The organism is Streptomyces yongxingensis (assembly GCF_055597465.1).
Window position 1 is genome coordinate 5451135 of sequence record NZ_CM145717.1, and the last position, 23597, is coordinate 5474731.

Below are 23597 nucleotides of genomic sequence, written 5' to 3' on the forward strand. Positions count from 1 at the left end.
GCGGTCCCCTCCGCAGCTCCCGGGATTCCGTATCTCCGGCTCTGGAGTGACACAGGACGGATACGGAACCGATAACGGATCGTCCGCGTCGTCCACTTCGCTCTCAGCCGCCTTTATTCTCTCCGGGGGGCTGATCAGGGGGATTCACGGGGAAGGGACGATCGACGCATGGAAGACCTGGGGGCCGAGGACCCTCGCTGGATCGGTGAGTACCGGCTGCTCCGGCGCCTTGGCGCGGGTGGCATGGGCCGGGTGTTCCTGGCTCATTCGTCACGCGGCCGCACGGTGGCGGTGAAGCTCGTCCAGTCCGAGCTCGCCCAACAGGCCGAATTCCGGCGGCGGTTCAAACAGGAGGTGCGGGCCGCACAGCGGGTCGGGGGCACATGGACCGCGCCGGTGCTGGACGCCGACACCGAGGCCGCCACCCCGTGGGTCGCCACCGGCTACATCGCCGGCCCCTCCCTGCACGCGATCGTCGCCGAGTCGGGCCGTCTGCCCGAGCGGACCGTCCGCATCCTGGCCAACGGCCTGACGCAGGCGCTCCGCGACATCCACGACGCCGGTCTCGTCCACCGTGACCTCAAACCGTCCAACGTCCTGGTCACCATCGACGGTCCGCGCGTCATCGACTTCGGGATCGCGCGGGCGCTGGAGACCGTCACCGACGGCATCCTCACGCGCAGCGGCGCCGTCGTCGGGTCGCCCGGCTTCATGTCGCCCGAGCAGGTGCGCGGCGAGCGGGTCACCCCGGCCAGCGACGTCTTCTGCCTCGGCTCGGTGCTCGCCTACGCGGCGACCGGCCGTCAGCCCTTCGGCACGGCCGACAGCGGGGTGCACGCGGTGATGTACCGCATCGCCCAGGAGGAGCCGGACCTGGAGGGACTCCCGGAGGGGCTGCGGGACCTCGTCACCGACTGCCTGAGGAAGGTCCCGGACGACCGGCCCTCGCTGGAGGCGCTGCTGGAGCGTACGGCCGGGGCGGACGACGACGGCGAACCGTGGCTGCCGGGCACGCTCGTCGCCCAGCTCGGGCGGCACGCGGTGCAGTTGCTGGAGGTGGAGACGCCCGCCGGGCCGGGGGTGCCCGCGCGGCCCGCCGTACCGCCCGTGGCCGGGGCGACGGGCCCCGCCGTACCGCCGCCGCCCTCCGCGCCGCCGTCGGCCACGTCGTACCCCCTGGCCCCGGCGGAACCCCCCACACCCCCGCCACCGACCACCCCGCCCCGCCCCTCGGCCGCGCCACTCCCCCCGGCTCCGTCCACTCCGCCCTCGGCGGGTGCGGCACAGGGCGGCCCGGCCCAGCCCGGCGGGCACCCGGCCGCGCCGCAGGCGGGCGAGGACCTGGGCACCCCCGACCCAGCCGCCGGGCCGCGGGCAGGCGCGCCGTCGGCCGACCCGCGCCGGCCCGCCGGGCAGTCCAGCGCCCCGCAGGCCGCCGCGCCCGAGGCGGGCGCCCCAGGGCACAGCAGGGCGGCCGCCGGGCCGCGGGACGCCACGCCATCGGCGGACGCGCCGCAGGCCGGAGCGGGCCACGGCACACCCGGAAGCGCGAACCCGCCGCAGGCCGGGGCGGCGGGGGGCTCCGCCGCCTCGCCCAACGCCCCCGGTGGCGCCACACCGGGCCACGGCGCCTCACACGCGACACCCAGCGGCTCGCCCGGCGCACCGCAGGCAGCCGCGCCGCAGGCGCCCGGTGGCGCCGCGCCAAGCCACGGCGCCCCGCACACCGCCGCGCCCGGAACACCCGGCGGACCGTCCGCCGGGCCGCACGCGGGCGCCGGGCAGGCCGGGCCGGAGCACGGCGCCCCGCACGCGGGCACGCCCGGCCACGGCGCGCCCGGAAGCGCCACACCGCCGCACGCAGGTGCGGGCGGCGCTTCTCCCGACTCTCCCGGTTCCGCCGGGCCCTACGCCCCCGGGGCGTACGGCTACCCGTCGCACGCCACGCCCCCGCAGGCGCCGCAGGCGCCGCAGGCGGGCGCGGAGGGCGAGCCGCCGACGCCCTCGCATGGCTTTGGGCCGCCCGCGGTCACCTCGTTCGGGGCGGCCGCCGGGTCGCCTTCCGCCGGGTTCGGCGGACCGAGCGGACCCGGTGCACCCAACGGACCCGGTGCGCCGAGCGGACCCGGGGGCGGCTCGTCGCAGACACCCCCGAAGCCGAACCGGCGGCGCCGTAAGACGCTCATCGTCATCTCCGCCGCCGTCGCCACCGCCCTCATAGCGGGGGTCGCCGCGCTCGTCATCGTCAAGGAGAACGACGACAAGGGCGACCGGGCCAAGACCGACTACGACAAGATGACCCACACCCCGCCCGCGGACCCGGGCGGATCAGGCGGCGGCAACTCCAAGGGCCCCACCGGGGGTTCGGACGGCCCCGATCCGTCCGCGACCAAGCTGGATACGACGGGCGACGTGCCCACCGAGTATCTGGGCGCCTGGGAGGGCGAGATCAAGGAGAGCGGCGAGTCGACCGGCAAGATCCGCCGGGTCGTGCTCTCGCAGGGGCCGGTCGGCGCGGTCGTCGCCGAGACCCTGACCTCCGACTCGGACTCGTTCTGCCAGGACTCCGCCAAGCTCAAGTCGGTGGACAGCCTGCTCCTCATCGAGGACGAGGAGGTCGCCACCAGCATCCCCGAGGACAGTTGCAGCGCGGTCGGCGAGCAGACGCTGCGGATAGGCAACGACGGCACCCTCGCCTGGAGCACCACGGACGGCTCCTCCGAGGCGACGCTGCGCCCCTCCAAGAGCGGCGGCAAGCCCATCCCCTCCGGATACGTGGGCACGTGGCTGGCCAAGGACGCGTTCGGGAAGCCCGACGCCACGTTGAAGATCACCATCAAACAGGGCGCTATCGGCTCCGTGGTGGCCCAGGACGTCGCGGACAGCAAGAAGTACCACTGCGAGGGTGACCGGGTCCTGGCCTCGGTGGAGAAGGGGCTCGTCCTCAGCCCCTCGAAGTTCACCGGGGGCACCCCCAAGAATCTCTGCGGACCCGGCACGTCACTCACGTTCACATCTTCCGGACATGACAAGCTGCGTGTCGAATATGACGACCCGGACGATTACAGCGATGAGACGATGACACAGACGTTCACCCGCCTCGACTGATCGGCCGATCGGCAGAGGGACTATCGGCACAGGGACAGGAGCCACACCGCGATGGAGAACCTCGGGGCCCAGGACCCGCGGTGGATCGGCGAGTACCGGCTGCTCGGCAAGCTGGGCGAGGGCGGAATGGGCAGGGTCTATCTCGCCCGCTCCGCCCGCGGCCGCACCGTCGCGGTGAAGCTCGTACAGGCCGAACTCGCACGCCAGGCCGACTTCCGCGGCCGCTTCAAGCGGGAGGTGGAGGCGGCCAGACGGGTCGGCGGGCAGTGGACCGCGCCCGTCCTCGACGCCGACACCGACGCCGAGGTGCCGTGGGTGGCCACCGGCTACATCGGCGGTCCGTCCCTGCACAGCGTCGTCGCCGAGGACTTCGGGGCGCTGCCCGAGCGCTCGCTGCGGATCCTGGCGAACGGACTGGCCCTCGCGCTGCGCGACATCCACGGCGCCGGGCTGGTCCACCGCGACCTCAAGCCGTCCAACATCCTCGTCACCATCGACGGTCCGCGCGTCATCGACTTCGGCATCGCGCGCGCCCTGGACGCCGTGGGCACCACCACGGGCGGCAATCTGACGGTGACCGGCGCGGTCGTCGGCTCGCCCGGGTTCATGTCGCCCGAGCAGGTGCGGGGTGAGCCGGTCACCGCCGCGAGCGATGTCTTCTGCCTCGGCTCGGTGCTCGCCTTCGCCGCCACCGGACGCCAGCCCTTCGGCAACCTGGACAGCGGCATCCACGCCCTGATGTACCGAATAGCCCAGGAGGAGCCCGATCTGGTGGGGCTCCCCGACGGCGCGCGCGGGCTGGTCACCGCGTGCCTGGACAAGGACCCGGCCAAGCGGCCGTCCGTGGACGAACTGGTGGCCGCCACCCGGCCGGTGGCCGATGACGGCGAGCCCTGGCTGCCGGGCGGACTGCTCGCCCGGCTGGGGCGGGACGCGCTCCAACTGCTGGAGGTGGAGGCCGAGAACGCGCAGCCGAACGCCATGGCGTCGCCGCAGCAGGGCCCGTCGGCGTACGGCCACCCCCAGGCCACCGCGCACACCCCGCAGGCCGCCGCGCACACCCCGCCCGGCCCTTCCGCGTACGGCACGCCGTCGGCGTACGCGGCCCCGCACGCCCACGCGGCCGGGGGTCCCGCGTACCAGATGTCCCAGCCCGCCACCCAGCCCTGGCAGGGCGGCTATCAGACGCCGATGGGCTACCCCGCCCCGGGCACGCGGCTGAGGCCGATCCGGGGGCTGGCCACCGCGCTGATGAGCATGTTCGGCATCTGGCTGGTGCTGACGCTGCTCGACATGGCGCTGAACATCTCGCTGCTCGACGCCTACTTCGCCGTCGACTCCGGCACGGTCTCCAACGACCTGCTCTACAGCAAGCGGAGCGACGTCGAGGCGATGGACAGCGGCACCGGTGTCGCCGCGCTGGTGCTCGTCGTGCTGTGGCTGGTCTGGTTCCGGACCGCCTACCTCAACTCCACGGTGCTCAACCCCGGGCGGCAGCGGTTCGGCAGCGGCTACGCGGTGGGCGCCTGGTTCATCCCGATCGCCCAACTGTGGCTGCCCAAGCAGATCGCCAACGACGTCTGGACCTCCAGCGCTCCGCCGGGGCCCGGGCGCCACGGGCGCGCGGTGCTGCACTGGTGGTGGACGTTCTTCGTGATCATGTTCGTGATGTTCCCGGTGAACGGGACCAGCGAGATCGTCGGCGACAACGTCCGGGAACAGCGGCCCAGCGTCATCATCAGCATCGTCGACGACTCGATCGGCATCCTGACCGCGTCGCTGGCCATCGCCGTGGTGCGGCGGATCACCAAGATGCAGGAGCAGCGGGCCGCGCGGCCCGTCGGTCAGCCGCAGCAGCCCGCCGGGGTGTTCGGCCCGCCCGCGGCGTAGTGACGCCGACGCGCGGGCCGCGCTCCCGAGAGCCGGGCTCCCGCCGAGTGATCAGAGGAACGAGTTGATCTGGATGGTCTCGTCACGGCCCGGCCCGACGCCGATCGCCGAGATCGGGGCGCCCGACATCTCCTCCAGCGCCTGGACGTACTTCTGCGCGTTCTTCGGCAGCTCGTCGAAGGTCTTGGCCTGGGTGATGTCCTCCGACCAGCCCGGCAGCGTCTCGTAGATCGGCTTGGCGTGGTGGAAGTCGGTCTGGCTGTACGGCAGCTCCTCGACGCGCTTGCCGTCGATCTCGTAGGCCACGCACACCGGGATCCGCTCCCAGCCGGTGAGCACGTCCAGCTTGGTGAGGAAGAAGTCGGTCAGGCCGTTGACCCGGGTCGCGTAGCGCGCGATGACCGCGTCGAACCAGCCGCAGCGCCGGTCGCGCCCGGTGGTCACACCGCGCTCGCCGCCGATCGTGCGCAGCTTCTCGCCGTCCTCGTCGAGGAGCTCGGTGGGGAACGGTCCCGCGCCGACGCGGGTGGTGTACGCCTTCAGGATGCCGATCACGCGGTTGATCTTCGTCGGGCCCACGCCGGTGCCGGTGCAGGCGCCGCCCGCGGTCGGGTTGGAGGAGGTGACGAAGGGGTACGTGCCGTGGTCGACGTCGAGCAGGGTGCCCTGCCCACCCTCGAAGAGCACGACCTGGCCCTGGTCGATGGCGTTGTTGAGCAGCAGGGTGGTGTCGGCGACATAGCCGCCGAGCCGGTCCGCGTAGCCCAGCAGCTCCTCGACGACCTGGTCGACCGCGATGGCGCGGCGGTTGTAGAGCTTGGCCAGCACCTGGTTCTTGTAGTCCAGGGCCGCCTCGACCTTCTGCCGCAGGATCGACTCGTCGAAGAGGTCCTGGACCCGGATGCCCACCCGGTTGATCTTGTCCGCGTAGGCCGGGCCGATGCCGCGGCCGGTGGTGCCGATCTTCCGCTTGCCGAGGAATCGTTCCGACACCTTGTCGAGGGTCGTGTGATACGGCGTGATCAGATGGGCGTTACCGCTGATCAGCAGCTTGGACGTGTCGACGCCGCGGTCGGCGAGACCGCTCAGCTCGGAGAGCAGGACCGCGGGGTCCACGACGACGCCGTTGCCGATGACCGGGGTACACCCGGGCGAGAGGATTCCGGACGGGAGGAGGTGCAGCGCGTACTTCTGGTCGCCGACCACCACCGTGTGGCCCGCGTTGTTACCGCCCTGGTAGCGCACTACGTAGTCCACGGAGCCACCGAGCAGGTCGGTGGCCTTTCCCTTGCCCTCGTCACCCCACTGAGCACCGAGCAGCACAAGTGCGGGCACAGGCGTACACCCCTTCCGGGCGGGGCATGTCCAACGTGCATGGTGACGCGCGCCACCACAAGAGCCGTCGAACCGGTGCCCCGGATAGACGAAGCCCCTGGCGCAACAGCGACAGGGGCTCTTGCACCGAGAGATTACCTGAGGAAGGACCGAGGTGTCGGCTCCAGATCCCCGGCCCCCTGCGCCGGACACCGCCCGGGGGCGCCCGCTGCTCATGGTCATCGACCCCAACGCCCGCCGCACGGACGGGGAGTCGGTGCGGATCGCGAAGGATGTGCTGTGTGCGGGCGCGCAGACGAAAATCTGCCTGCCGGACGGCCCGGAGGAGGTCGAGCGGGCACTGGCCCGCCGGGGCGCCCGCCGGCCGGTGCTGGTGGGCGACGACCGCGCCCTGCTGCGGATGGTGGAGCTGCTGCACCGGCGGCGGGAGCTGGCGGACGCCACGCTGTCGGTGGTCCCGGTCGGCGGCTCCGCCACGGTCGCCCTGGCCCATTCGCTCGGAGTGCCGACGGACGCGGTCGCCGCGGCCCGTACGGTCCTCGACGGGACCGCGCGCCCGCGTGACCTGCTGGTGGACGAGAGCGGCGGGGTGGTCCTCGGCGGTCTGCGGATCCCCTCCGGACTCGCTCCTTACGGTGCGCACGACGGGACGCCGGGCGACGGCCGCGGCGCGGCGGCGGGGCCGGACGGGACGGCCGGAGCGGACGGGCACGGCCCGGCGCCGCACGACGACGGGGCGAGGGCCCGGGACTGCGGCTGCGACCCTTGCGCCCACGACCGCCGCCGGGCCGAGGACGCCGAGGACGGCCGGGACGCTACGGGCCCGCCCGGCCACGACCGGGAGGACCCGGAGCGGGAGGGCGACGGCCACCGGCCGTGGTGGAGCCCGGCGGCCCGCACCGCCCGCACCGCGCTGACGCTGCTCTCGCTCCCGGTGATCGGGCTGGCGGGCGGCGCCCGGCGCCCGGCGCATCCGCCGCCGCAGCGGCTGCGGATCGAGGCGGACGGAGTGCTGCTGACCGATCTGGACCGGCCGGTGGAGCGGGTCTCGGTCTCGACGGCCGCGCCGGGCGGCGGGCTGGCCGAGATCGTGGTCCATCCCCACGCGGCGGGCGGTCCCCTGCGCACCCGGGCCCGGGCCGTCACCGTCTCCGGCCCGGACTTCCGCTACCACGCGGACGCGCTGATCCACGGCCCGGTCCGCAGCCGCACCTGGACGGTCCTGGCCGGGGCCTGGAGCCTGATGCTCCCCCACCGCCCTTGAGCCTCACTCGCGCCGCCGCGGGGCCCGGTGGGGCCGGGCGGCGCGGGCGGGCCGGGCCGGCCGTCAGCCCGCTTCGGCCTCGCGGGCCTCGGCGGCGCGGCGCTCGGCCTGCTGGGTGCGCCAGCGCGCGAGCATCTTGGGCAGCTCCCGCTGGACGAACTCGAAGAAGTCGGCGGTCTCGGCGATCCGCAGCCCCGCCGGGGTGCCGGGGCCGAGCACCTTCGCGCCGTCGCGCATGGTGCTCTCCCAGCGGGCGAGTATCTGGTCCCGGCGGGTCAGCGTCTCGTACCAGACCTCGTTGTTGTAGAGCCGGTAGCGATCGCGGCGGGAGCCCGGCTCGCGCTCCCGCACCACCATGTCCACCTGGGACAGATAGCGGATCGCGCCCGAGACCGCGGCCGGGCTGATCCGCAGCCGCTCGGCGAGCTCCGCCGAGGTGAGGGCCCCGGAGTCGGAGACGAGAAGCGCCGCGAAGACCCGCGCCGCCATGCGCTGCATCCCGGCCTCGGCCAGATCGGCCGCGAACCGCTCGACGAACCTGGACACCGCCGCCTCGTCACGCGCCGCTTCACCGCGCGCTTCATCGGGCGCGCCCTCCGGTTCGATCGTCTCCCTCACCGCTTCATCATCTCCTCTCTTCGTCACATCATCATAAGTTTATATGGTTCCTTAACTTCACAAATTTGTGAAACTAGCGTAGCTTCGGAATCATGAAAACGGCAATCTCCGTGTCCGGCCTCCACAAGTCCTTCGGCCGGACCCACGCGTTGGACGGCCTCGACCTCGAAGTCGAGGCAGGTGAGGTCCATGGCTTCCTCGGGCCCAACGGCGCCGGGAAGTCCACGACCATCCGGGTCCTCCTCGGGCTGCTCCGCGCCGACTCCGGCGCGGTGCAGATGCTCGGCAAGGACCCCTGGCACGACGCGGTCGACCTCCACCGCCACATCGCGTACGTCCCCGGAGACGTCACCCTGTGGCGCAACCTGAGCGGTGGAGAGGTCATCGACCTGTACGGGCGGCTGCGCGGTGGCCTGGACACCGCACGCCGCGCCGAGCTCCTGGAGCGGTTCGAGCTCGATCCCACCAAGAAGGGCCGTACGTACTCCAAGGGCAATCGCCAGAAGGTCGCCCTGGTCGCCGCGTTCGCATCCGAAGTGGAGCTGCTGATCCTCGACGAGCCGACCTCCGGGCTCGACCCGCTCATGGAGGAGGTCTTCCGCGAGTGCGTCGCCGAGGAGCGCGACCGCGGTCGTACGGTGCTGCTCTCCAGCCACATCCTCAGCGAGGTCGAGGCGCTCTGCCGGAGGGTGAGCATCATCCGCAAGGGCCGGCGGGTGGAGTCCGGCACCCTCGCCGAGCTGCGCCATCTGACCCGTACGTCGGTGACCGCGGAGCTCGCCGGCGAGCCGAACGGCCTGTCCGGCCTCCCCGGTGTGCACAACGTGGACATCCAGGGCAGCCAGGTCAAGCTCCAGGTCGAATCCGACAAGATGGACGCCGTGCTCCGGCAGCTCACCCAGGCCGGGGTGCGCAGCCTCATCTCCACCCCGCCCACCCTGGAAGAGCTCTTCCTGCGCCACTACCAGGACGACATCACGGGCACGGAAGCCGAGGCGATCGCCCGATGACCGCCGTAGCCGACGCCCGGGTCTCCCCCCGCGCCCGCGGATCGGCCCACGATCTGGCGGGCACGGGCACGCTGCTGCGGCTCGCCCTGCGCCGTGACCGGATCATGATGCCGGTGTGGGTGCTGTGCCTGGGGCTCACGGCCAGCAGCACCGTCGGCCGTCTGAAGAGCGCGTACGACACCCCCGCCCGCCGCGCCAACCTCGTCCAGGACATGAACGGGAACGGCTCGACCCGGGCCCTGTTCGGCGCCGCCTTCGACGACACGCTGGGCGCGCTCACCGTCTGGCGCGTGGGTGCCTTCCTTACGGTGTTCGCCGCGATCATGAGCCTGCTCATCGTGATCCGGCACACCCGTGAGGAGGAGGAGACCGGCCGCCAGGAGGCCCTCTCCGCCGGCATGGTCGGCCGCCGCGCGGGGCTCACCTCGGCCCTGCTCGCCGTGGCCATCGCCAACGGCGCGGTGACCCTGCTCATCGCGGGCAGCCTCGCGGCCCAGGGCGGCACCGGCGCGCTGGCCCTCGGCCTCGCCGTCGGGCTGTCCGGTATGGCCTTCGGCGGTCTGGCCGCCGTCGCCGCCCAGCTCACGGAGAACGCACGGCTGGCCCGGGGCCTGAGCTCCGCCGCGGTCGGCGTCGCCTTCGTGCTGCGCATGGCGGGTGACGCCGCCGAGGACGGCAGCAAGGGCTCCGGCCATGTCCTGGTCTGGCTCTCGCCGCTGGGCTGGGCCGAGTACGCCCGGCCGTACGCGGACGAGCGCTGGTGGCCGCTGCTGCTGATCGCCGTGCTCGCCGCGGCCTCGATCGCCCTCGCGTACTCCCTCGCCGGGCGCCGCGACGTGGGCGCCAGCTTCTACGCCAGCCGTCCCGGCCCGCCGGCCGCCGGCCCGCTGCTGAACGGGGTCTACGGCCTGGGCTGGCGGCTGCAGCGCGGTGCCCTGCTCGGCTGGGCCGCGGGCATCGTCTTCGCGGGCGCCATCTTCGGAGGCATCTCCGACGGGGCGAACGACTTCCTCGGCGACAGCGACCAGACCCGCAAGATCATCCAGCGGATGGGTGGCGCCCAGGGGCTCAACGACGCGTTCCTGGCCGCCATGGTCGGCGTCCTCGGCACCATCCTCACCGTCTACACCGCCACCTCCGTGCTGCGGCTGCGCAGCGAGGAGACCGACCAGCGCGCGGAGCCCCTGCTGGCCAACGCCGTCGGCCGGCTGCGCTGGGCCGGGAGCCACCTGGTCATCGCGTACCTCGGCCCGGTCGTCATCCTCGCCATCGGCGGTCTGGCGCTGGGGTTGGGCTACGGCATCGCGGCGGGCGATCTGGCCGACCAGCTCCCCCGCTGCCTCGGTGCCACCCTCTCCCAGCTCCCGGCGCTGTGGGTGCTCACCAGCGTGACGCTCTTCCTCGTGGGCGTGGTGCCGAAGTACTCGGCCGCGGCCTGGGCCTTCGTCGGCTGGGTGGTCGCCCTGGGCTGGATGGGCCCGGCGCTGGAGCTGTCCGATTCCGTCATGAACACCTCGCCCTTCAGCCATCTGCCGAAGCTGCCGGGCGACGAGGTGACGGCCGCACCGTTCCTGTGGCTGCTGCTCCTCTCGGTCGTTCTCGCCGCCGGAGGACTGGTGGGCATGCGCCGCCGTGACATCGGCGGCTGACCCCCGTCGGCCCACCACACCCCGGCAACCGCCCCCTGTTGTCCACAGGCTGTGGACAACAGGGGGCTCGTTTGTCTCCGTGCCGGGTCTTGGTGCTCAGGGCTCCGTGGTCAGAGCTCGACCTGGAGCTCCCGGACACCGCGGATGACGAAGTTCGCCCGCCGCTCCGGCTCCTCGACCAGCCGCAGCCCGGGCGCCTTGCGGAGCAGGGCGCCGAAGGAGGCGATCAGCTCCAGTCGGGCCAGCGGGGCGCCCAGGCAGTAGTGGATACCGGCGCCGAAGCTGATGTGGGGGTTGTCCGCGCGGGAGAGATCGAGGGTGTCGGGGCGGTCGAAGCGGGCCGGGTCGCGGTTGGCCGAGCCGAAGAGCAGCGCGACCTCGCTGCCGCGCGGGATCACCGTGCCGCCGACCTCGATGTCCTCCAGCACCCACCGTTCGAAGAGCTGGAGCGGGGTGTCGTAGCGCAGCAGCTCGTCCACGGCGGTGGGCAGCAGCGCGTCGGGGTCGGCGCGGAGCCGGGCGAGCTGCTCGGGGTGGCGGAAGAGCGCCCACCAGCCGTTCCCGGTGGTGTTGACCGTGGCCTCGTGGCCCGCGTTGAGCAGCAGCACACAGGTGGAGATCATCTCCTGCTCGGTGAGCCGGTCGCCCTCGTCGTACGCGGCGATGAGCCCGCTGATCAGATCGTCCCCCGGGGCCTTGCGGCGCGCCTCGATCACCTCGCGCAAATACGCGGAGAATTCGACGGACGCGCGCACGGCCCGGCGCGCCGTGTCCTCCCCCGGGCTCAGCTCGTACATCCCGCAGATGTCCGCCGACCAGGGCCGCAGGGCGGGGCGGTCGGCGGGCGGAATGCCCAGCATCTCGGCGATCACGGCGACCGGCAGCGGTTCGGCGACCGTCGCGATGAGATCGCCGCCACCCGCGGTGACGAGGGAGTCGACGAGTTCTTCCGCGAGCCGCTGGATCGTCGGCACCAGCGCCTCGACCGTGCGCGGGGTGAACGCCTTGGAGACGAGCCGGCGCAGCCGGGTGTGGTCCGGCGGCTCCAGGTCGAGCATGCCGTGGTCGTTGAGGGTGTGGAACGGCTCGTGCTCGGGCGGCGGCGCGGTGCGGCCGAACTCCTCATGGCTGAAGCGGTGGAGATAGGTGCGGCCGAGCCTGCGGTCCCGCAGCAGGGCGCCGACATCCGCATGACGCGGGATCAGCCACTGGCGGGAGGGCTCGAACCAGTGCGCGCGGCCGCGCTCGCGCAGCTCGGCGTAGGCCGGATACGGGTCCGCGACGAACGACGGCCGCCAGGGGTCGAAGGCGGGGGCTTCCGCACTACTGCTCATCCCCGGACGGTACCGCCGGGCCCGCCCGGCCTCCAGGGGCAGTCCCGGGGGGCTCACCGGGCCGGTCAGCCTCCGGGCGTCACCAGACGGACCTCGTACGCGAACACCGCCGCCTGGGTGCGGTCGCGCAGCCCCAGCTTCACCAGGATCCGGCTGACATGCGTCTTCACCGTCGACTCGGCGACGATCAGCCGCTCGGCGATCTCGGCGTTGGAGCAGCCCTGGGCGACCAGCACCAGGACCTCGTTCTCCCGCTCGGTCAGCTCGGCCAGCCGCCCCCGCGGTGAGGGAAGCGGACCGCCGAACCCGGCGGCCTCGCCGATCCGCGAGAACGTGCTGATCAGGCGCTTGGTGACGGTCGGGGCGAGCAGCGCCTCGCCCGCCGCGACGACGCGTACCGCATCGCCGAGCTGACGGGCGGAGGCGTCCTTGAGCAGAAAGCCGCTCGCTCCGGCGCGCAGCGCCTGGTAGACGTACTCGTCCAGGTCGAAGGTGGTCAGGACGAGCACCTTGGCGTCCGCGTCCGCCGCGACGATCTCACGGGTGGCCTCGAGGCCGTTGAGCTCCGGCATCCGGATGTCCATCAGGACGACGTCGGGGCGCAGGACGGCCACCTGGGCGATGGCCTGGCGCCCGTCGACCGCCTCGCCGACGACCTCGATATCGGGCTGGGCGTTCAGCAGCACGGAGAAGCCCTCGCGGACCATCACCTGGTCGTCGGCGATCAGCACGCGGATGGGAGCGGGGAGGGAGGGGGCGTCGGTGGTCATGGCTTCATCGTCTCCCCCTCCGGGCCGGGCCCCTTCTTCAGCCCTGGAGCCTGGTCCGGTGCCTGGCCCGGTGCCTCCGGCGCGGGACCCTGCTTCGGTGCCGACGCCTCCGGCCCGGACGCCTCCGGCTCGGGGAGCGCGGCGGCCGGGATGAAGACCGCGACCTCGTAGCCGCCGTCCTCCTCCACCGCGCCCGCCGTCATCTCCCCGTTCAGCATGGCCACGCGCTCCCGCATCCCGAGCAGCCCATGGCCCATGCCCGGCGAGGGCCGTACGGCCTGCGTGGGCGGGCCGTTGACGATCCGCAGGCCCAGACCGCCGAGGACGTACGCGACTTCGACGCGGGCGGTGCTGCCGGGCGCGTGCCGCAGCGCGTTGGACAGCGCCTCCTGGACGATCCGGTACGCGGACAGCTCCACGCCGGAGGGCAGCGGCCGCACGGCGCCGGTGGTGATGTGCTCGACGGTCAGCCCCGCCGCCCGGACCCCCGCGAAGAGCGTGTCGAGCGTGGCGAGGGTCGGCTGGGGCGCCTCGGGGTCGGCGTCGGCGTAGGCATCGGGGTCGTCGGCGCGGACGACGCCGAGGACGCGGCGGAGTTCGGTGAGCGCGGCGACCGCGTTCTCGCGGATGGTCGCGAAGCTGGTGGCCAGCTCCTCGGGCGGGTTCGCCACCCGGTAGGGCGCCGCCTCCGCCTGGATGGCGATCACCGACATGTGGTGCGCGACGACGTCGTGCAGCTCACGGGCGATGGTCGCGCGCTCCTCCAGCAGGGTGCGGCGGGAGCGCTCCTCGTGGGTGGCCGACTGCTGCACGGCCACCTGCTGCTTGGTCTCGCGCAGACTGCGCCGGGCGACGACGGCGCCCACGATGACACAGGAGGTGACCACCATGGGGAAGACGTTCGTCTGCCGCCAATCGGCGACGAGATCGTAGACGAACCCGAACCCGGCCGTGAGCAGCAGCATCTGTCCGGCCACGCGGGGGCGGTTCTGGAACGCGACGATCACCATCACCGCGATATACGAGGCGAACAAGGTCGGCGGCCAGGGCCACATGCCGCCCGCACTCGTGTCGGTGATACCCAGGCCCCAGATGACGCTCCCCCCGAACGACAGCCACCAGGCGCCGATCGGCCGGTAGAGCGCCAACAGCAGTGGCACACCGCTGAGCAGGGCCAGACCCGCGCCCTCGGTTTCGATCGCCACGGCCATGAGGTAGAAGGCGCAGGCCGCGATCGCGGCCTGCGGCAGCCACGGCGCGTACGGCAGGGCCGACCGGGGCATCTTGCGCACCAGCGGATGCGTGGCGCCGAGGGGCGGCAGGGGGCGGAGGGCGAAGGCGTCGCTGATCAAGTCCTTCCACAGATCGGACAACGCCCGGCGGATGGTGCGGAGTTCGGTCCGCGGAATCGTCTCAGTCACGCCGTCCACGGTAGGGAGCGGGCGCCGCGGCGTCGTCCCCGGGAATGTGGATTGTGCGGCGTCCGTCTCAAGTACTACGCGGCCGCGTCCGCCCCCGCCAGCCGGGCGATCTCCTCGGCGACGATGTGCGCGGCGGGCGTCGTGGGGTCGATGGGCGGGAAGTGGCCGCCGTCGCTCCTGATCAGCCGTACGTCCTGTCCGGCGCGGGCCGCCGCCTCCGCGAAGGCGTCCGCGACCGCCGGTGGCACATCGATGTCGGTGCCGCCCTGCACGATGGTGGTGGGGATCGCGGTGGGCAGCAGCGCGGCGGGGTCGGCGAGGCCCAGCCGGACCGTCAGCTCATCGCCGTCGACGTGGACATCGTCTTCGCCATCACCTTCGCCGGCGCCTTCGGCGAGGAGTTCGTCGACGGCGCCGGAGCAGACGTCCAGCGCACGGGCGGTGGCGAGGTCCGCGATGGGGGCGAGGGCCACGACACCGCGCAGCGGCGAGGGGGCGGGCAGATACCAGGGAGTGCCGGACGGCAGCCGGTGCCGGGCCGCCGCCCACAGCACGGCGTGCCCGCCCGCGGAGTGCCCGGTGAGCACCACGTGGTCCGGGTCGGCCCCGGGGAGCCCGAGTTCCCGGACGAGGCCCGGAACGGTGTCCACGGCGGCCGCGATGTCGTCGAACGTCTCCGGCCACCGCCCGGCCCGCGCGGGGTCCGCCCCGCCGCGCCGGTACTCGACGGACGCCACCGCCAGGCCCCGCCCCGCCAGGAAGGCGGCGAAGGGCGAGACATGGCGGCGGTCGTAGGGGGCGCGCCAGGCGCCGCCGTGGAAGAGGAGGACCAGCGGGGCGGGGCGGGCAGCGCGGTCCGTCCCGGGTGGCGGAAGGTAGAAGTCCACCACCTGGTCCGGGTGTGCGCCGTACGCGGCGGTCCGGGCCGGTTCCACGGGCGCGAGCCCGAAGACCGACGTCTCCTCGGCCGCCGACCCCGCCGCCGTCCCGCCCATCGGTCAGCCCTCCTTCAGCACGTCGGCCAGCACCCGAGCCGCCCGTTCCACCTCGGCGAAGCCCGTGTAGAGCGGGGTGAAGCCGAAGCGCAGCACATCGGGGCGGCGGAAGTCGCCCACGACACCGCGCCGCACCAACTCCGCCATCACCTCCCCGGCCTCCTCCGCCGCCGCGCACCGCAGCGCCACCTGGCTGCCGCGCTCGGCGTGCGCGGCGGGGGTGATCGACCGGACGCGGCCCGCCGGGACGTACGTCTCGACGCAGCGGAGGAAGAAGTCCGTCAGGGCCAGGCTCTTGGCCCTGACGTCCTCGATCGTCACGTCGTCCCACACCTCGAGCGCGGCCTCCAGCGCCAGCATCGAGAGGATGTCCGGAGTGCCGACGCGGCCGCGGACCGCGCCGTCGGCCGGGGTGTAGGCGGAGGCCATGCCGAAGGGGTCGGCATGCGAGTTCCAGCCGGGCAGCGGCGAGTCGAAGCGGGGCTGATGCGCCTGGGCGACGTACAGATACGCGGGCGCGCCGGGCCCGCCGTTGAGGTACTTGTACGTGCAGCCCACCGCGAGGTCCACCCCATGGGCGTCCAGCCCGACCGGCAGGGCACCCGCGCTGTGGCACAGGTCCCACACCACGAGCGCGCCCGCCGCGTGCCCGGCGGCCGTGATCCCGGGCAGGTCGTGGAGGCGGCCGGTGCGGTAGTCCACGTGGTTGACGAGCGCGACGGCGGTGCGCGCGCCGACGGCGGTCGGGACGTCGCCCGCGGCCACCGGCCGCACGGTGCAGCCGGTCATCCGGGCGGCGGACTCGGCGATATAGCCGTCGGTGGGGAAGGTGGCCTCGTCGACCAGGATCTGATCGCGGTGGGCGCCGCGCTCCTGGGCGATCCGTACGGCCGCGACGACCGCCTTGAAGACGTTCACGCTCGTCGAATCGCCCACCACCACCTGGCCGGGGGCGGCGCCGACGAGCCGGCCGACGCGGTCGCCGATCCGCTCCGGCGCGGTCCACCAGCCGCTCTCCTCCCAGGAGCGGATGCGCAGCTCACCCCATTCGCGGGCGACCACATCGGCCAGCCGGGGCGGGACGGCGCGGGGCAGCGCGCCCAGTGAGTTGCCGTCGAGGTAGATCGTGTCGTCGAGGGTGAAGGCGTCGCGCTTGGCGCGCAGCGGGTCGGCCGCGTCGAGCCTGGCGGCCTCGTCGGCCGGAGCGGTCCTGGGCGGACCGGGCTCGGCCGCACCGGGCTGGGTGGCGGCCGGCTCGGGCTCGGTCGGCTCGGCACCAGCCGACTCCGTCGGAATCGTCGCGTCAGACATGGCTGCGCGCCGTCCACAGCTCGGGGAAGACGTTCTTGGCCGCGCGCTTCTCCAGCCAGGCGACCCCGGCCGAGCCGCCGGTGCCGGTCTTGGAGCCCATCGCCCGCCGGGTCGCCACCAGGTGGTCATTGCGCCAGCGCCACACCAGCTCGGCGACCTCGGTGAGCGCCTCGCCGAGCCGGATCAGCTCACTGTCGCGCGGGCCGGAGTAGATCTCCTCCCAGACCCGCTCCACCCCCGGATCCGGTTCATGGCGCAGGGCGGGATCGCGGTCCAGCACCGCGGCCGGGACGGCGAGGCCGCGCCGCGCGAGGTAGCGCAACACCTCGTCGTAGAGGCTGGGCTCGGTCAGCGCCTTCTCCAGCTCGGCGTGGACCCGCGGCGCGCCCCGGTGCGGGACGAGCATGGACGCGGACTTCTCGCCGAGCAGGAACTCCATCCGCCGGTACATCGCCGACTGGAAACCGGAGCCCTCGCCGAGCGCGGAGCGGTACGCGTTGAACTGGCCGGGGGTGAGATGGGCCAGCGGTGTCCACGAGGCGTTGAGCGACTCCAGCTCGTAGGCCGAGCGCTGGAGCGCGGCCATCGCGGTGGGCAGATCGTCCTCGCGCAGCGCCTGCGCGGCGGTCTGCCACTCATGGACGATCACGGTGAACCACAGCTCCATGACCTGGGTGGTGACCAGGAACACCATCTCGCCGGGGTCGTCGGAGAGGGGGTGCTGGAGGTGGGTGAGCACGGACGCCTGGACGTAGTCCTCGTACGGCGTGGTGCCGGCGAAGTCCAGATTGGGGGCTTCGGACTCGGCGTGGTCAGGGACAGGCTGCTGCGACATCGCATCTCCTGAGTACTGCTCGCTACCGGGTAGCGGTCCGCCCCTTCCTTTCGGTCTCGGAGCCCCGGTCCCCTCGGGGCCCACAGCCGAAGGGGCCCCGCACCGCATCATCCGCGCAGCGCGGACGATCGGCAAGTACGGAAGGGGCCCGTGGGGCAGGCGACACCCCACAGGCCCGGTGCGCCTCGCGCCGCCTCAGCGGATCAGGAGAGGCGGGATCAGGAGACGTGACATCAGGAGACGTGCCTCAGGAGACGTGCCTCAGGAGAGCGTGTCCGCCGCGGTCGGGGAGCTCTCGCGCAGGAAGGTCGAGCAGCGCTCGTACTCCTCCTGCTCGCCGATGGACTGCGCGGCGCGCGCGAGCGCGTGCAGGGCGCGCAGGAAGCCCCGGTTGGGCTCGTGCTCGAAGGGCACCGGGCCGTGGCCCTTCCAGCCGCTGCGGCGCAGGGCGTCGAGCCCGCGGTGGTAGCCGGTGCGGGCGTACGCGTAGGACTCGACCACCCGGCCGGCCTCGAACGCCTCGTCGGCGAGCTGCGCCCAGGCGAGCGAGGAGGCCGGGTACTTCGCGGCGACCTCGGCCGGGGCCGCGCCGGAGGCGAGCAGCTCGCGCGGCTCCGGGTCGTCGGGCAGATGGGTCGGGGGCGGTCCCCCGAGCAGGTTCTCATGAATGGCCATGGGTTCCAGTCTGCCTGGTCCGGGGCCCCACCCGACACGCTCAAGCCATGAGGAGGACGCGGGTCAGGTACGCGGGGGTCGCTCTCCCGGGTCCAGGCGTGGCTCTCCCGGGTCCAGGGGTGGCGCGGACACCCCGCAGTGGTAGGCGCACTCGGGGCGGCACGGCGGCCCCGCCGCCCGCGCGACGCCCTCGGTGCCCTCCGCGGCCCCGGCTCTCTCCGGCTCCTCCGCGCCCGCCTGCTCCAGCACGTCCGAGCGCACCGTGCGCCAGGCGAGGACCGCCCCCAGCACCAGCACCCCGGCGCAGATCGGCATCGCCCGCCGGAAGGTGCTCGAGAAGGCGTCCGCCGATCGGTACGCCTCCGGGCCCATCCCCGCGAGCAGTGGCAGTGCCGCCACCGCGACCAGCCCGGCCGCCCGCGCCGCCGCGTTGTTGACACCGCTGGCCAGGCCCGCGCGGGCGACGTCCACCGAGGCCAGGACGGTCGCGGTGAGCGGGGCGACCACCACGACCATGCCCAGGCCCAGCACCAACAGCGCGGGCAGGATGTCCCGCCAGTACACCGCCCCCACCCCGGCCCGGGTCATCAGCAGCATCCCCGCCGCGCACAGCAGCGGGCCGAGGGTGAGCGGGATCCGCGGGCCGATGCGCTTGCCCAGCTCTCCCGAACGGGCCGACAGCAGCAGCATCAGGGTGGTCGTGGGCAGCAGCGCGGTACCGGCGGCGAGCGCGGAGTAGCCCACCACCACCTGGAGGTCGAGCACCGAGAGGAAGAAGAAGCCGCCGAAGGCCGCGTAGACGCACAGGGTCACCACATTGACGGCGCTGAACTGACGGGAGGCGAAGATGGAGAGCGGCAGCATGGGCTCGCGCAGCCTCCGCTCCACGGCGATGAAGAGCGCCCCCAGCGCCAGCCCGGCGACGCCCGGAACCACCACGGCGGGCGAGGCGCCCTTCTGCGGCGCGGCGATCAGCGCATAGGTGACCAGGGCGAGGGCCGCCGCCCCCAGCACGGCGCCGAGGACGTCGAACCGGCCGCGCGCCCGCGGATCGAGGGTCTCCGGTACGTGGCGCAAAGCCACCGGCACACACACCGCCGCCAGCGGCACATTGATGAAGAACACCCAGCGCCAGCCGGGCCCGTCCACCAGCCAGCCGCCGAGGAACGGCCCGATCGCCGCCCCGATGCCGCCGAAGCCGGACCACAGCCCGATCGCCCGCGCCCGGTCATCGGGGTGGATCACCGACTGGATCAGCGCCAGCGACCCGGGGGTGAGCAGTGCCCCGCCGATGCCCTGGAACGCACGCGCGGCGATGAGCACCCCGGCGTTCGGCGCCAGCCCGCACGCCAGCGAGGCCAGCGCGAACCACACCACCCCGATGACGAACACCCGCCGCCGCCCGAACCGGTCCCCGAGCGCCCCGCCCAGCAGGATCAGCCCGGCGAGGGTGAGCATGTAGGCGTTGACGGTCCACTGCAGTACGGGCAGATCGGCGCCCAGGTCGAGGCCGATGTGCGGCAGGGCGACATTGACGACGGTGCTGTCGAGCAGGGCCATGGCGGAGCCCAGCACGGTGGTGAACACCAGCCACCGCCCGGCCGGCACGGACAGTCGCACACCTGCCATACCTGGATGATCCCCCGGGCAGCGCTCCCGGGGCCAGCCCAGGACACAAACGGGCCCGGCGAACTCGCCGCAAGGCGAGGAGCCGGGCCCGAAGGGGCGAGCCGAAGGACTACTTCAGCTTCGTGCCCGTGGACCGAAGATCCGCACAAGCCTTGGTGACCCGCTCGGCCATCCCCTGCTCGGCCAGCTTCCCCCAGCTCCGCGGGTCGTACGTCTTCTTGTTGCCGACCTCGCCATCGACCTTCAGCACCCCGTCGTAGTTGCGGAACATGTGGTCCGCGATCGGACGGGTGAAGGCGTACTGGGTGTCCGTGTCGAGGTTCATCTTCACCACGCCGTTCTCCAGCGCGGTGCGGATCTCCTGCTCCGTGGAGCCCGAGCCGCCGTGGAAGACGAAGAAGAACGGGTCCTGCTTGCCGTACTTCGCGCCGACACCGTCCTGGAGGTCACGCAGCAGCTCCGGGCGGAGGACGACATTGCCCGGCTTGTAGACGCCGTGGACGTTGCCGAAGGAGGCGGCCAGCAGGTAGCGACCCTTGTCGCCCAGGCCCAGGGCCTCGGCGGTGCGCAGGGCGTCGTCCACCGTCGTGTACAGCTTGTCGTTGATCTCGTGCGTGACGCCGTCCTCCTCGCCACCGGTCGGGGTGATCTCGACCTCGAGGATGATCTTCGCCTTGACCGCCTCGGCGAGCAGCTCCTGCGCGATGTCGAGGTTGTCGGCGAGGGTCTCGGCGGAGCCGTCCCACATGTGGGACTGGAACAGCGGGTTCTGGCCCTTGGCGACGCGCTCCTGGGAGACCTTGAGCAGCGGACGGACATAGCCGTCCAGCTTGTCCTTCGGGCAGTGGTCGGTGTGGAGGGCGATGTTGACCGGGTACTTCTCGGCCACGACATGCGCGAGCTCGGCGAGGCCGACCGCACCGGTCACCATGTCCTTCTTGTACTGGCCACCCAGGAACTCGGCACCACCGGTGGAGATCTGGACGATGCCGTCGCTCTCCGCCTCGGCGAAGCCGCGCAGGGCGGCGTGCAGAGTCTGCGTCGAGGTCACGTTGATCGCCGGGTAGGCGAACTTGCCCGCCTTCGCCCGGTCGAGCATCTCGTTGTAGATCTCAGGGGATGCGATGGGCATCTGACCGCTCCTTGTATGTGCGGGTTAGTCGTACTTGGCCCTGACCTAGGGGCGACGTCATCGTCGGGGCCATAATCCCAGACTCCGCCGGTTGCTCCACACGGCGCACGCCGAGACCACACGGACGGGGGTGGGTGGTTTCACGTGAAACCTCCCACCTCCCCAGCCTGCGGGATTCAGCTCAGCCCGAGGTCGGTGAGCGAGTACGCCGGGAGGTACGGCAGCCCGGCGTCCGCGATCGCGGGCGCGGCACCGCGCTCGACGATCGTCGCGACCGCGACGACCTCCGCGCCCGCCTCCCGTGCCGCCTCCACCGCGGTCAGCGGCGAACCGCCGGTGGTGGAGGTGTCCTCGACCACCAGCACCCGGCGGCCCGCGATGTCCGGGCCCTCGATCCGCCGCTGCATCCCGTGCGTCTTCTGGGCCTTGCGGACCACGAAGGCGTCGAGCCGGCGCCCGCGCGCGGCGGCCGCGTGCAGCATGGACGTGGCCACCGGGTCGGCGCCCAGCGTCAGCCCGCCCACCGCGTCGTACTCCAGATCGGCCGTGGTCTCGAGCATGACCTGCCCGACCAGCGGCGCGGCCTCGGCGTCCAGGGTGATCCGGCGCAGGTCGATGTAGTAGTCGGCCTCACGCCCGGAGGAGAGGGTCACCTTGCCGTGGACCACGGCCTTGTCCTTGATCTGCTGCAGCAGGGCGTCACGCGCATCGCTCATGCGCATGAGCTTATGCGGTGGCCCTCGGAACCCCCCAAGCCGCTCCGTACCGTGAGACCGACCGCGTCAGGCCAGTGTGCGCCAGCTCCAGGTCATGGCGATCTCCAGCGGATCGATGGGGGTGACCAGCCGCGGCATGAGGTTGAGGCCGTTGGGCGGGCCGGACTGCGGTTCCACGCACACCGCCTCCGCCTGCTCGTCGTAGACGACCACCCACTCCGTCCGGCTGGTGACCTTCAGCTCGAGCCGGCCGGGCCAGGTGAGCGTGACGTCCACCCCCTGCGGCATCCCGAAGCAGTCGTCCCAGGGGCCGGGCTTCGGCGCGATCCGGCGGCCGGTGGGGAGGTGGTCCTCGCCGCGCTCCTCCTGCCACGCGGCGTCGAAGGCGATCTCGGCATCGGCGCCGCCGTCGCCCAGGTTCCGCAGGAACCACGGATGCCAGCCCGCCTGCGCCGGGAAGGAATCGCCCTCGGTCTCCACGCTCATGGTGACGGTCAGGCTGTCCGGGGAGAGCTCGAAGCTCTGGGTGACCCGGCCCTCGTACGGCCAGGGGTCGGCGAGGTCGTAGGTGAAGGCCGCGCTGGACTGACCCGTGCCGGCGGGGGCCCATTCGACGTTCCGGCCGGTCCCGTGGATCGCGTGCGGCGGGGAGTTGATGGGCAGTTGGTGGGTCCGCCCGCCGTTGCGGAACCGGCCAAGACCGGTCCGGCCGCACCACGGCACCATCGGGAACGACCCGAACCGCGGACCCTGCCGCAGCAGCTCCGTACCGCCGATGCGCAATGAACCGATACGGCAGCCGTTCTCGGGTGAGACGGTCAGCTCGGCGTCCCCGGCGGTCAGCCGTACGCCCTTGGTCTCCGTTGTGTCTTCGGTGGTCACAAACACCGAGCCTATGCGCCCACGCTCATCGGCGGCGGCGAAGCACGCGACGGCCCACGACGACGACGGAGGCGAGCACGACGGCCGCGGCGGGCGCGGCCCAGCGCAGGGTGGCGCTGGTGGAGACGGTCTCGGGTGCGGGGACCGGGGCGTAGCGGCCGCGCGGCGGTGCGTGGTCGACCTCCTCGGTGGAGCGGCCGATCATCGTGCGGCGGGCGTGGGCGGCCTCGGCCGGGGGCTCCTCGTCCAGGTCGTCGAGATCGCCGAAGCCGACGGGCTCCTCGACGGCGCCCACCTCGTCGAGGTCCTCGAGGTCGCCGACGTCCTCGATGTCCATGTCGTCGGCCGACAGCGGAAGCTCGGCCTCGGTCGGCAGCCCGGTCTCGTCCGCGGCGGCGGCCCCGCCCGCTTCAACGGCCGCGTCGGTGGTCTCGTCAGCGGCCTGGCCGGGGGCCTCGTCCTCCGTGGGCGCGCTGATCGGGGACGTCTCAAGACCGGCCGTGAGCGCCGCGGCGAACCGATCCAGCATGCGGCGGGCCACGGTGATGGACGCCTCGTCGTCGAACTCGGCCAGCCGCCCGTCGCTGTGGACCGTCCCGGAGCAGTTCAGCTCCGTACCGCCCTCGACGGGCTTCGGCGTGATGGTCAGCGCGAGCTTCACCGAGCCGCTGCCGCGCGCCTCGCTGCCCTCGCCCTCGACCTCGAAGCCATCGGCGCGCGGGACGACGCGCAGCGAGCCGCGATAGGTGATGGTGGACCCGCCGATGCGCAGCCGTAGCCGGCCGGCCAGCGGACCGGCGGCCTCATCGGCGTCCTGCTGGAGCCCGGGAACGCAACGGGCGACGCGGGCGGGCTCCGCGAGCGCCAGCCGGACGGTGTCGACGGGAAACGGAACGAACACCTCATGCTCCATAGGTCAAAACAGTACCCATCGCACGTTCCCTGAGACCCGTTCCCGGGCAACTTTCCGCGTGCCGCTGACGCACACCGCCGACGCGAGCCCCCGGCGCGCGGACACGCCCC

At 72.9% G+C, this 23597-nt stretch carries 19 protein-coding genes; 5 read left to right on the forward strand and 14 right to left on the reverse strand.

The genetic code is table 11. The annotated features are described in order from the left end of the window. Positions 1-168: 168 nt before the first annotated feature. Together ACZ6TD_RS23315 and ACZ6TD_RS23320 are read left to right on the forward strand one after the other, a co-directional pair. On the forward strand, positions 169-3108 hold the full coding sequence (locus tag ACZ6TD_RS23315; RefSeq protein WP_471357097.1) for a protein kinase domain-containing protein: 2940 nt from the start codon (positions 169-171) through the stop codon (positions 3106-3108). Between the two features lie 51 nt (positions 3109-3159). Next, a complete protein-coding gene (locus ACZ6TD_RS23320) occupies positions 3160-4998 on the forward strand; it encodes a protein kinase domain-containing protein (protein WP_471357098.1) in 1839 nt (612 codons plus the stop codon). Positions 4999-5049: 51 nt separating this feature from the next. On the opposite strand, the gene ACZ6TD_RS23325 is transcribed toward ACZ6TD_RS23320, so the two are convergent. Continuing rightward, positions 5050-6333 carry an adenylosuccinate synthase gene (locus tag ACZ6TD_RS23325; protein WP_471357101.1) on the reverse strand — a complete coding sequence of 428 codons (1284 nt, stop codon included), beginning with the start codon at positions 6331-6333 and terminating at the stop codon, positions 5050-5052. Positions 6334-6547: 214 nt separating this feature from the next. On the opposite strand from ACZ6TD_RS23325, the gene ACZ6TD_RS23330 reads away from it, so the two are divergent. Continuing rightward, the gene (locus ACZ6TD_RS23330; RefSeq protein WP_471357968.1) at positions 6548-7597 is read left to right on the forward strand and encodes a hypothetical protein; all 1050 of its coding nucleotides are present in this window, start codon (positions 6548-6550) and stop codon (positions 7595-7597) included. Positions 7598-7660: 63 nt separating this feature from the next. Here the strand turns inward: ACZ6TD_RS23330 and ACZ6TD_RS23335 are convergent, their stop codons facing one another. Further along, on the reverse strand, positions 7661-8215 hold the full coding sequence (locus ACZ6TD_RS23335; protein WP_471357104.1) for a GbsR/MarR family transcriptional regulator: 555 nt from the start codon (positions 8213-8215) through the stop codon (positions 7661-7663). A gap of 92 nt (positions 8216-8307) precedes the next feature. Here ACZ6TD_RS23335 and ACZ6TD_RS23340 point away from each other — a divergent pair, with 92 nt between their 5' ends. Continuing rightward, a complete protein-coding gene (locus ACZ6TD_RS23340) occupies positions 8308-9225 on the forward strand; it encodes an ABC transporter ATP-binding protein (RefSeq protein WP_471357107.1) in 918 nt (305 codons plus the stop codon). Then, positions 9222-10874: an ABC transporter permease gene (locus tag ACZ6TD_RS23345; protein ID WP_471357109.1), complete on the forward strand. Its 1653-nt coding sequence runs from the start codon at positions 9222-9224 to the stop codon at positions 10872-10874. The genes ACZ6TD_RS23340 and ACZ6TD_RS23345 overlap by 4 nt, the downstream gene beginning before the upstream one ends. 110 nt (positions 10875-10984) lie before the next feature. Here the strand turns inward: ACZ6TD_RS23345 and ACZ6TD_RS23350 are convergent, their stop codons facing one another. From ACZ6TD_RS23350 to ACZ6TD_RS23405, 12 genes are all read right to left on the reverse strand, one after another. Then, positions 10985-12208 (reverse strand): cytochrome P450, encoded by a 1224-nt coding sequence (locus ACZ6TD_RS23350; RefSeq protein ID WP_471357112.1) that lies wholly within the window; start codon positions 12206-12208, stop codon positions 10985-10987. A 65-nt stretch (positions 12209-12273) separates the two neighbouring features. Beyond that, complete coding sequence (locus ACZ6TD_RS23355; RefSeq protein WP_471357115.1) at positions 12274-12978, reverse strand: response regulator; 705 nt, start codon at positions 12976-12978, stop codon at positions 12274-12276. Next, on the reverse strand, positions 12975-14408 hold the full coding sequence (locus ACZ6TD_RS23360) for a sensor histidine kinase (RefSeq protein WP_471357117.1): 1434 nt from the start codon (positions 14406-14408) through the stop codon (positions 12975-12977). The genes ACZ6TD_RS23355 and ACZ6TD_RS23360 overlap by 4 nt, the downstream gene beginning before the upstream one ends. Before the next feature lie 65 nt (positions 14409-14473). Next, the gene (locus ACZ6TD_RS23365) at positions 14474-15394 is read right to left on the reverse strand and encodes an alpha/beta hydrolase (protein WP_471357121.1); all 921 of its coding nucleotides are present in this window, start codon (positions 15392-15394) and stop codon (positions 14474-14476) included. 3 nt (positions 15395-15397) lie between these two features. Then, on the reverse strand, positions 15398-16705 hold the full coding sequence (kynU, locus tag ACZ6TD_RS23370) for a kynureninase (RefSeq protein ID WP_471357123.1): 1308 nt from the start codon (positions 16703-16705) through the stop codon (positions 15398-15400). Next, positions 16698-17540: a tryptophan 2,3-dioxygenase family protein gene (locus tag ACZ6TD_RS23375; protein WP_471357125.1), complete on the reverse strand. Its 843-nt coding sequence runs from the start codon at positions 17538-17540 to the stop codon at positions 16698-16700. Before ACZ6TD_RS23375 ends, kynU begins: the two co-directional genes overlap by 8 nt. A 261-nt stretch (positions 17541-17801) precedes the next feature. Further along, positions 17802-18215 (reverse strand): DUF3151 domain-containing protein, encoded by a 414-nt coding sequence (locus tag ACZ6TD_RS23380; protein ID WP_014178261.1) that lies wholly within the window; start codon positions 18213-18215, stop codon positions 17802-17804. Positions 18216-18278: 63 nt separating this feature from the next. Further along, positions 18279-19844, reverse strand: a complete 1566-nt coding sequence (locus ACZ6TD_RS23385; RefSeq protein ID WP_471357128.1) for an MFS transporter — start codon at positions 19842-19844, stop codon at positions 18279-18281. Between the two features lie 109 nt (positions 19845-19953). Continuing rightward, positions 19954-20976: a class II fructose-bisphosphate aldolase gene (fbaA, locus tag ACZ6TD_RS23390; protein WP_471357130.1), complete on the reverse strand. Its 1023-nt coding sequence runs from the start codon at positions 20974-20976 to the stop codon at positions 19954-19956. A 176-nt stretch (positions 20977-21152) separates the two neighbouring features. Beyond that, entirely contained in the window at positions 21153-21698 is a 546-nt protein-coding gene (gene pyrE, locus ACZ6TD_RS23395) for an orotate phosphoribosyltransferase (protein WP_198279142.1), read from the reverse strand. Between the two features lie 60 nt (positions 21699-21758). After that, positions 21759-22574: an aldose epimerase family protein gene (locus ACZ6TD_RS23400; RefSeq protein ID WP_471357134.1), complete on the reverse strand. Its 816-nt coding sequence runs from the start codon at positions 22572-22574 to the stop codon at positions 21759-21761. Between the two features lie 25 nt (positions 22575-22599). After that, complete coding sequence (locus tag ACZ6TD_RS23405; RefSeq protein ID WP_471357136.1) at positions 22600-23487, reverse strand: SRPBCC domain-containing protein; 888 nt, start codon at positions 23485-23487, stop codon at positions 22600-22602. Positions 23488-23597: the final 110 nt, after the last annotated feature.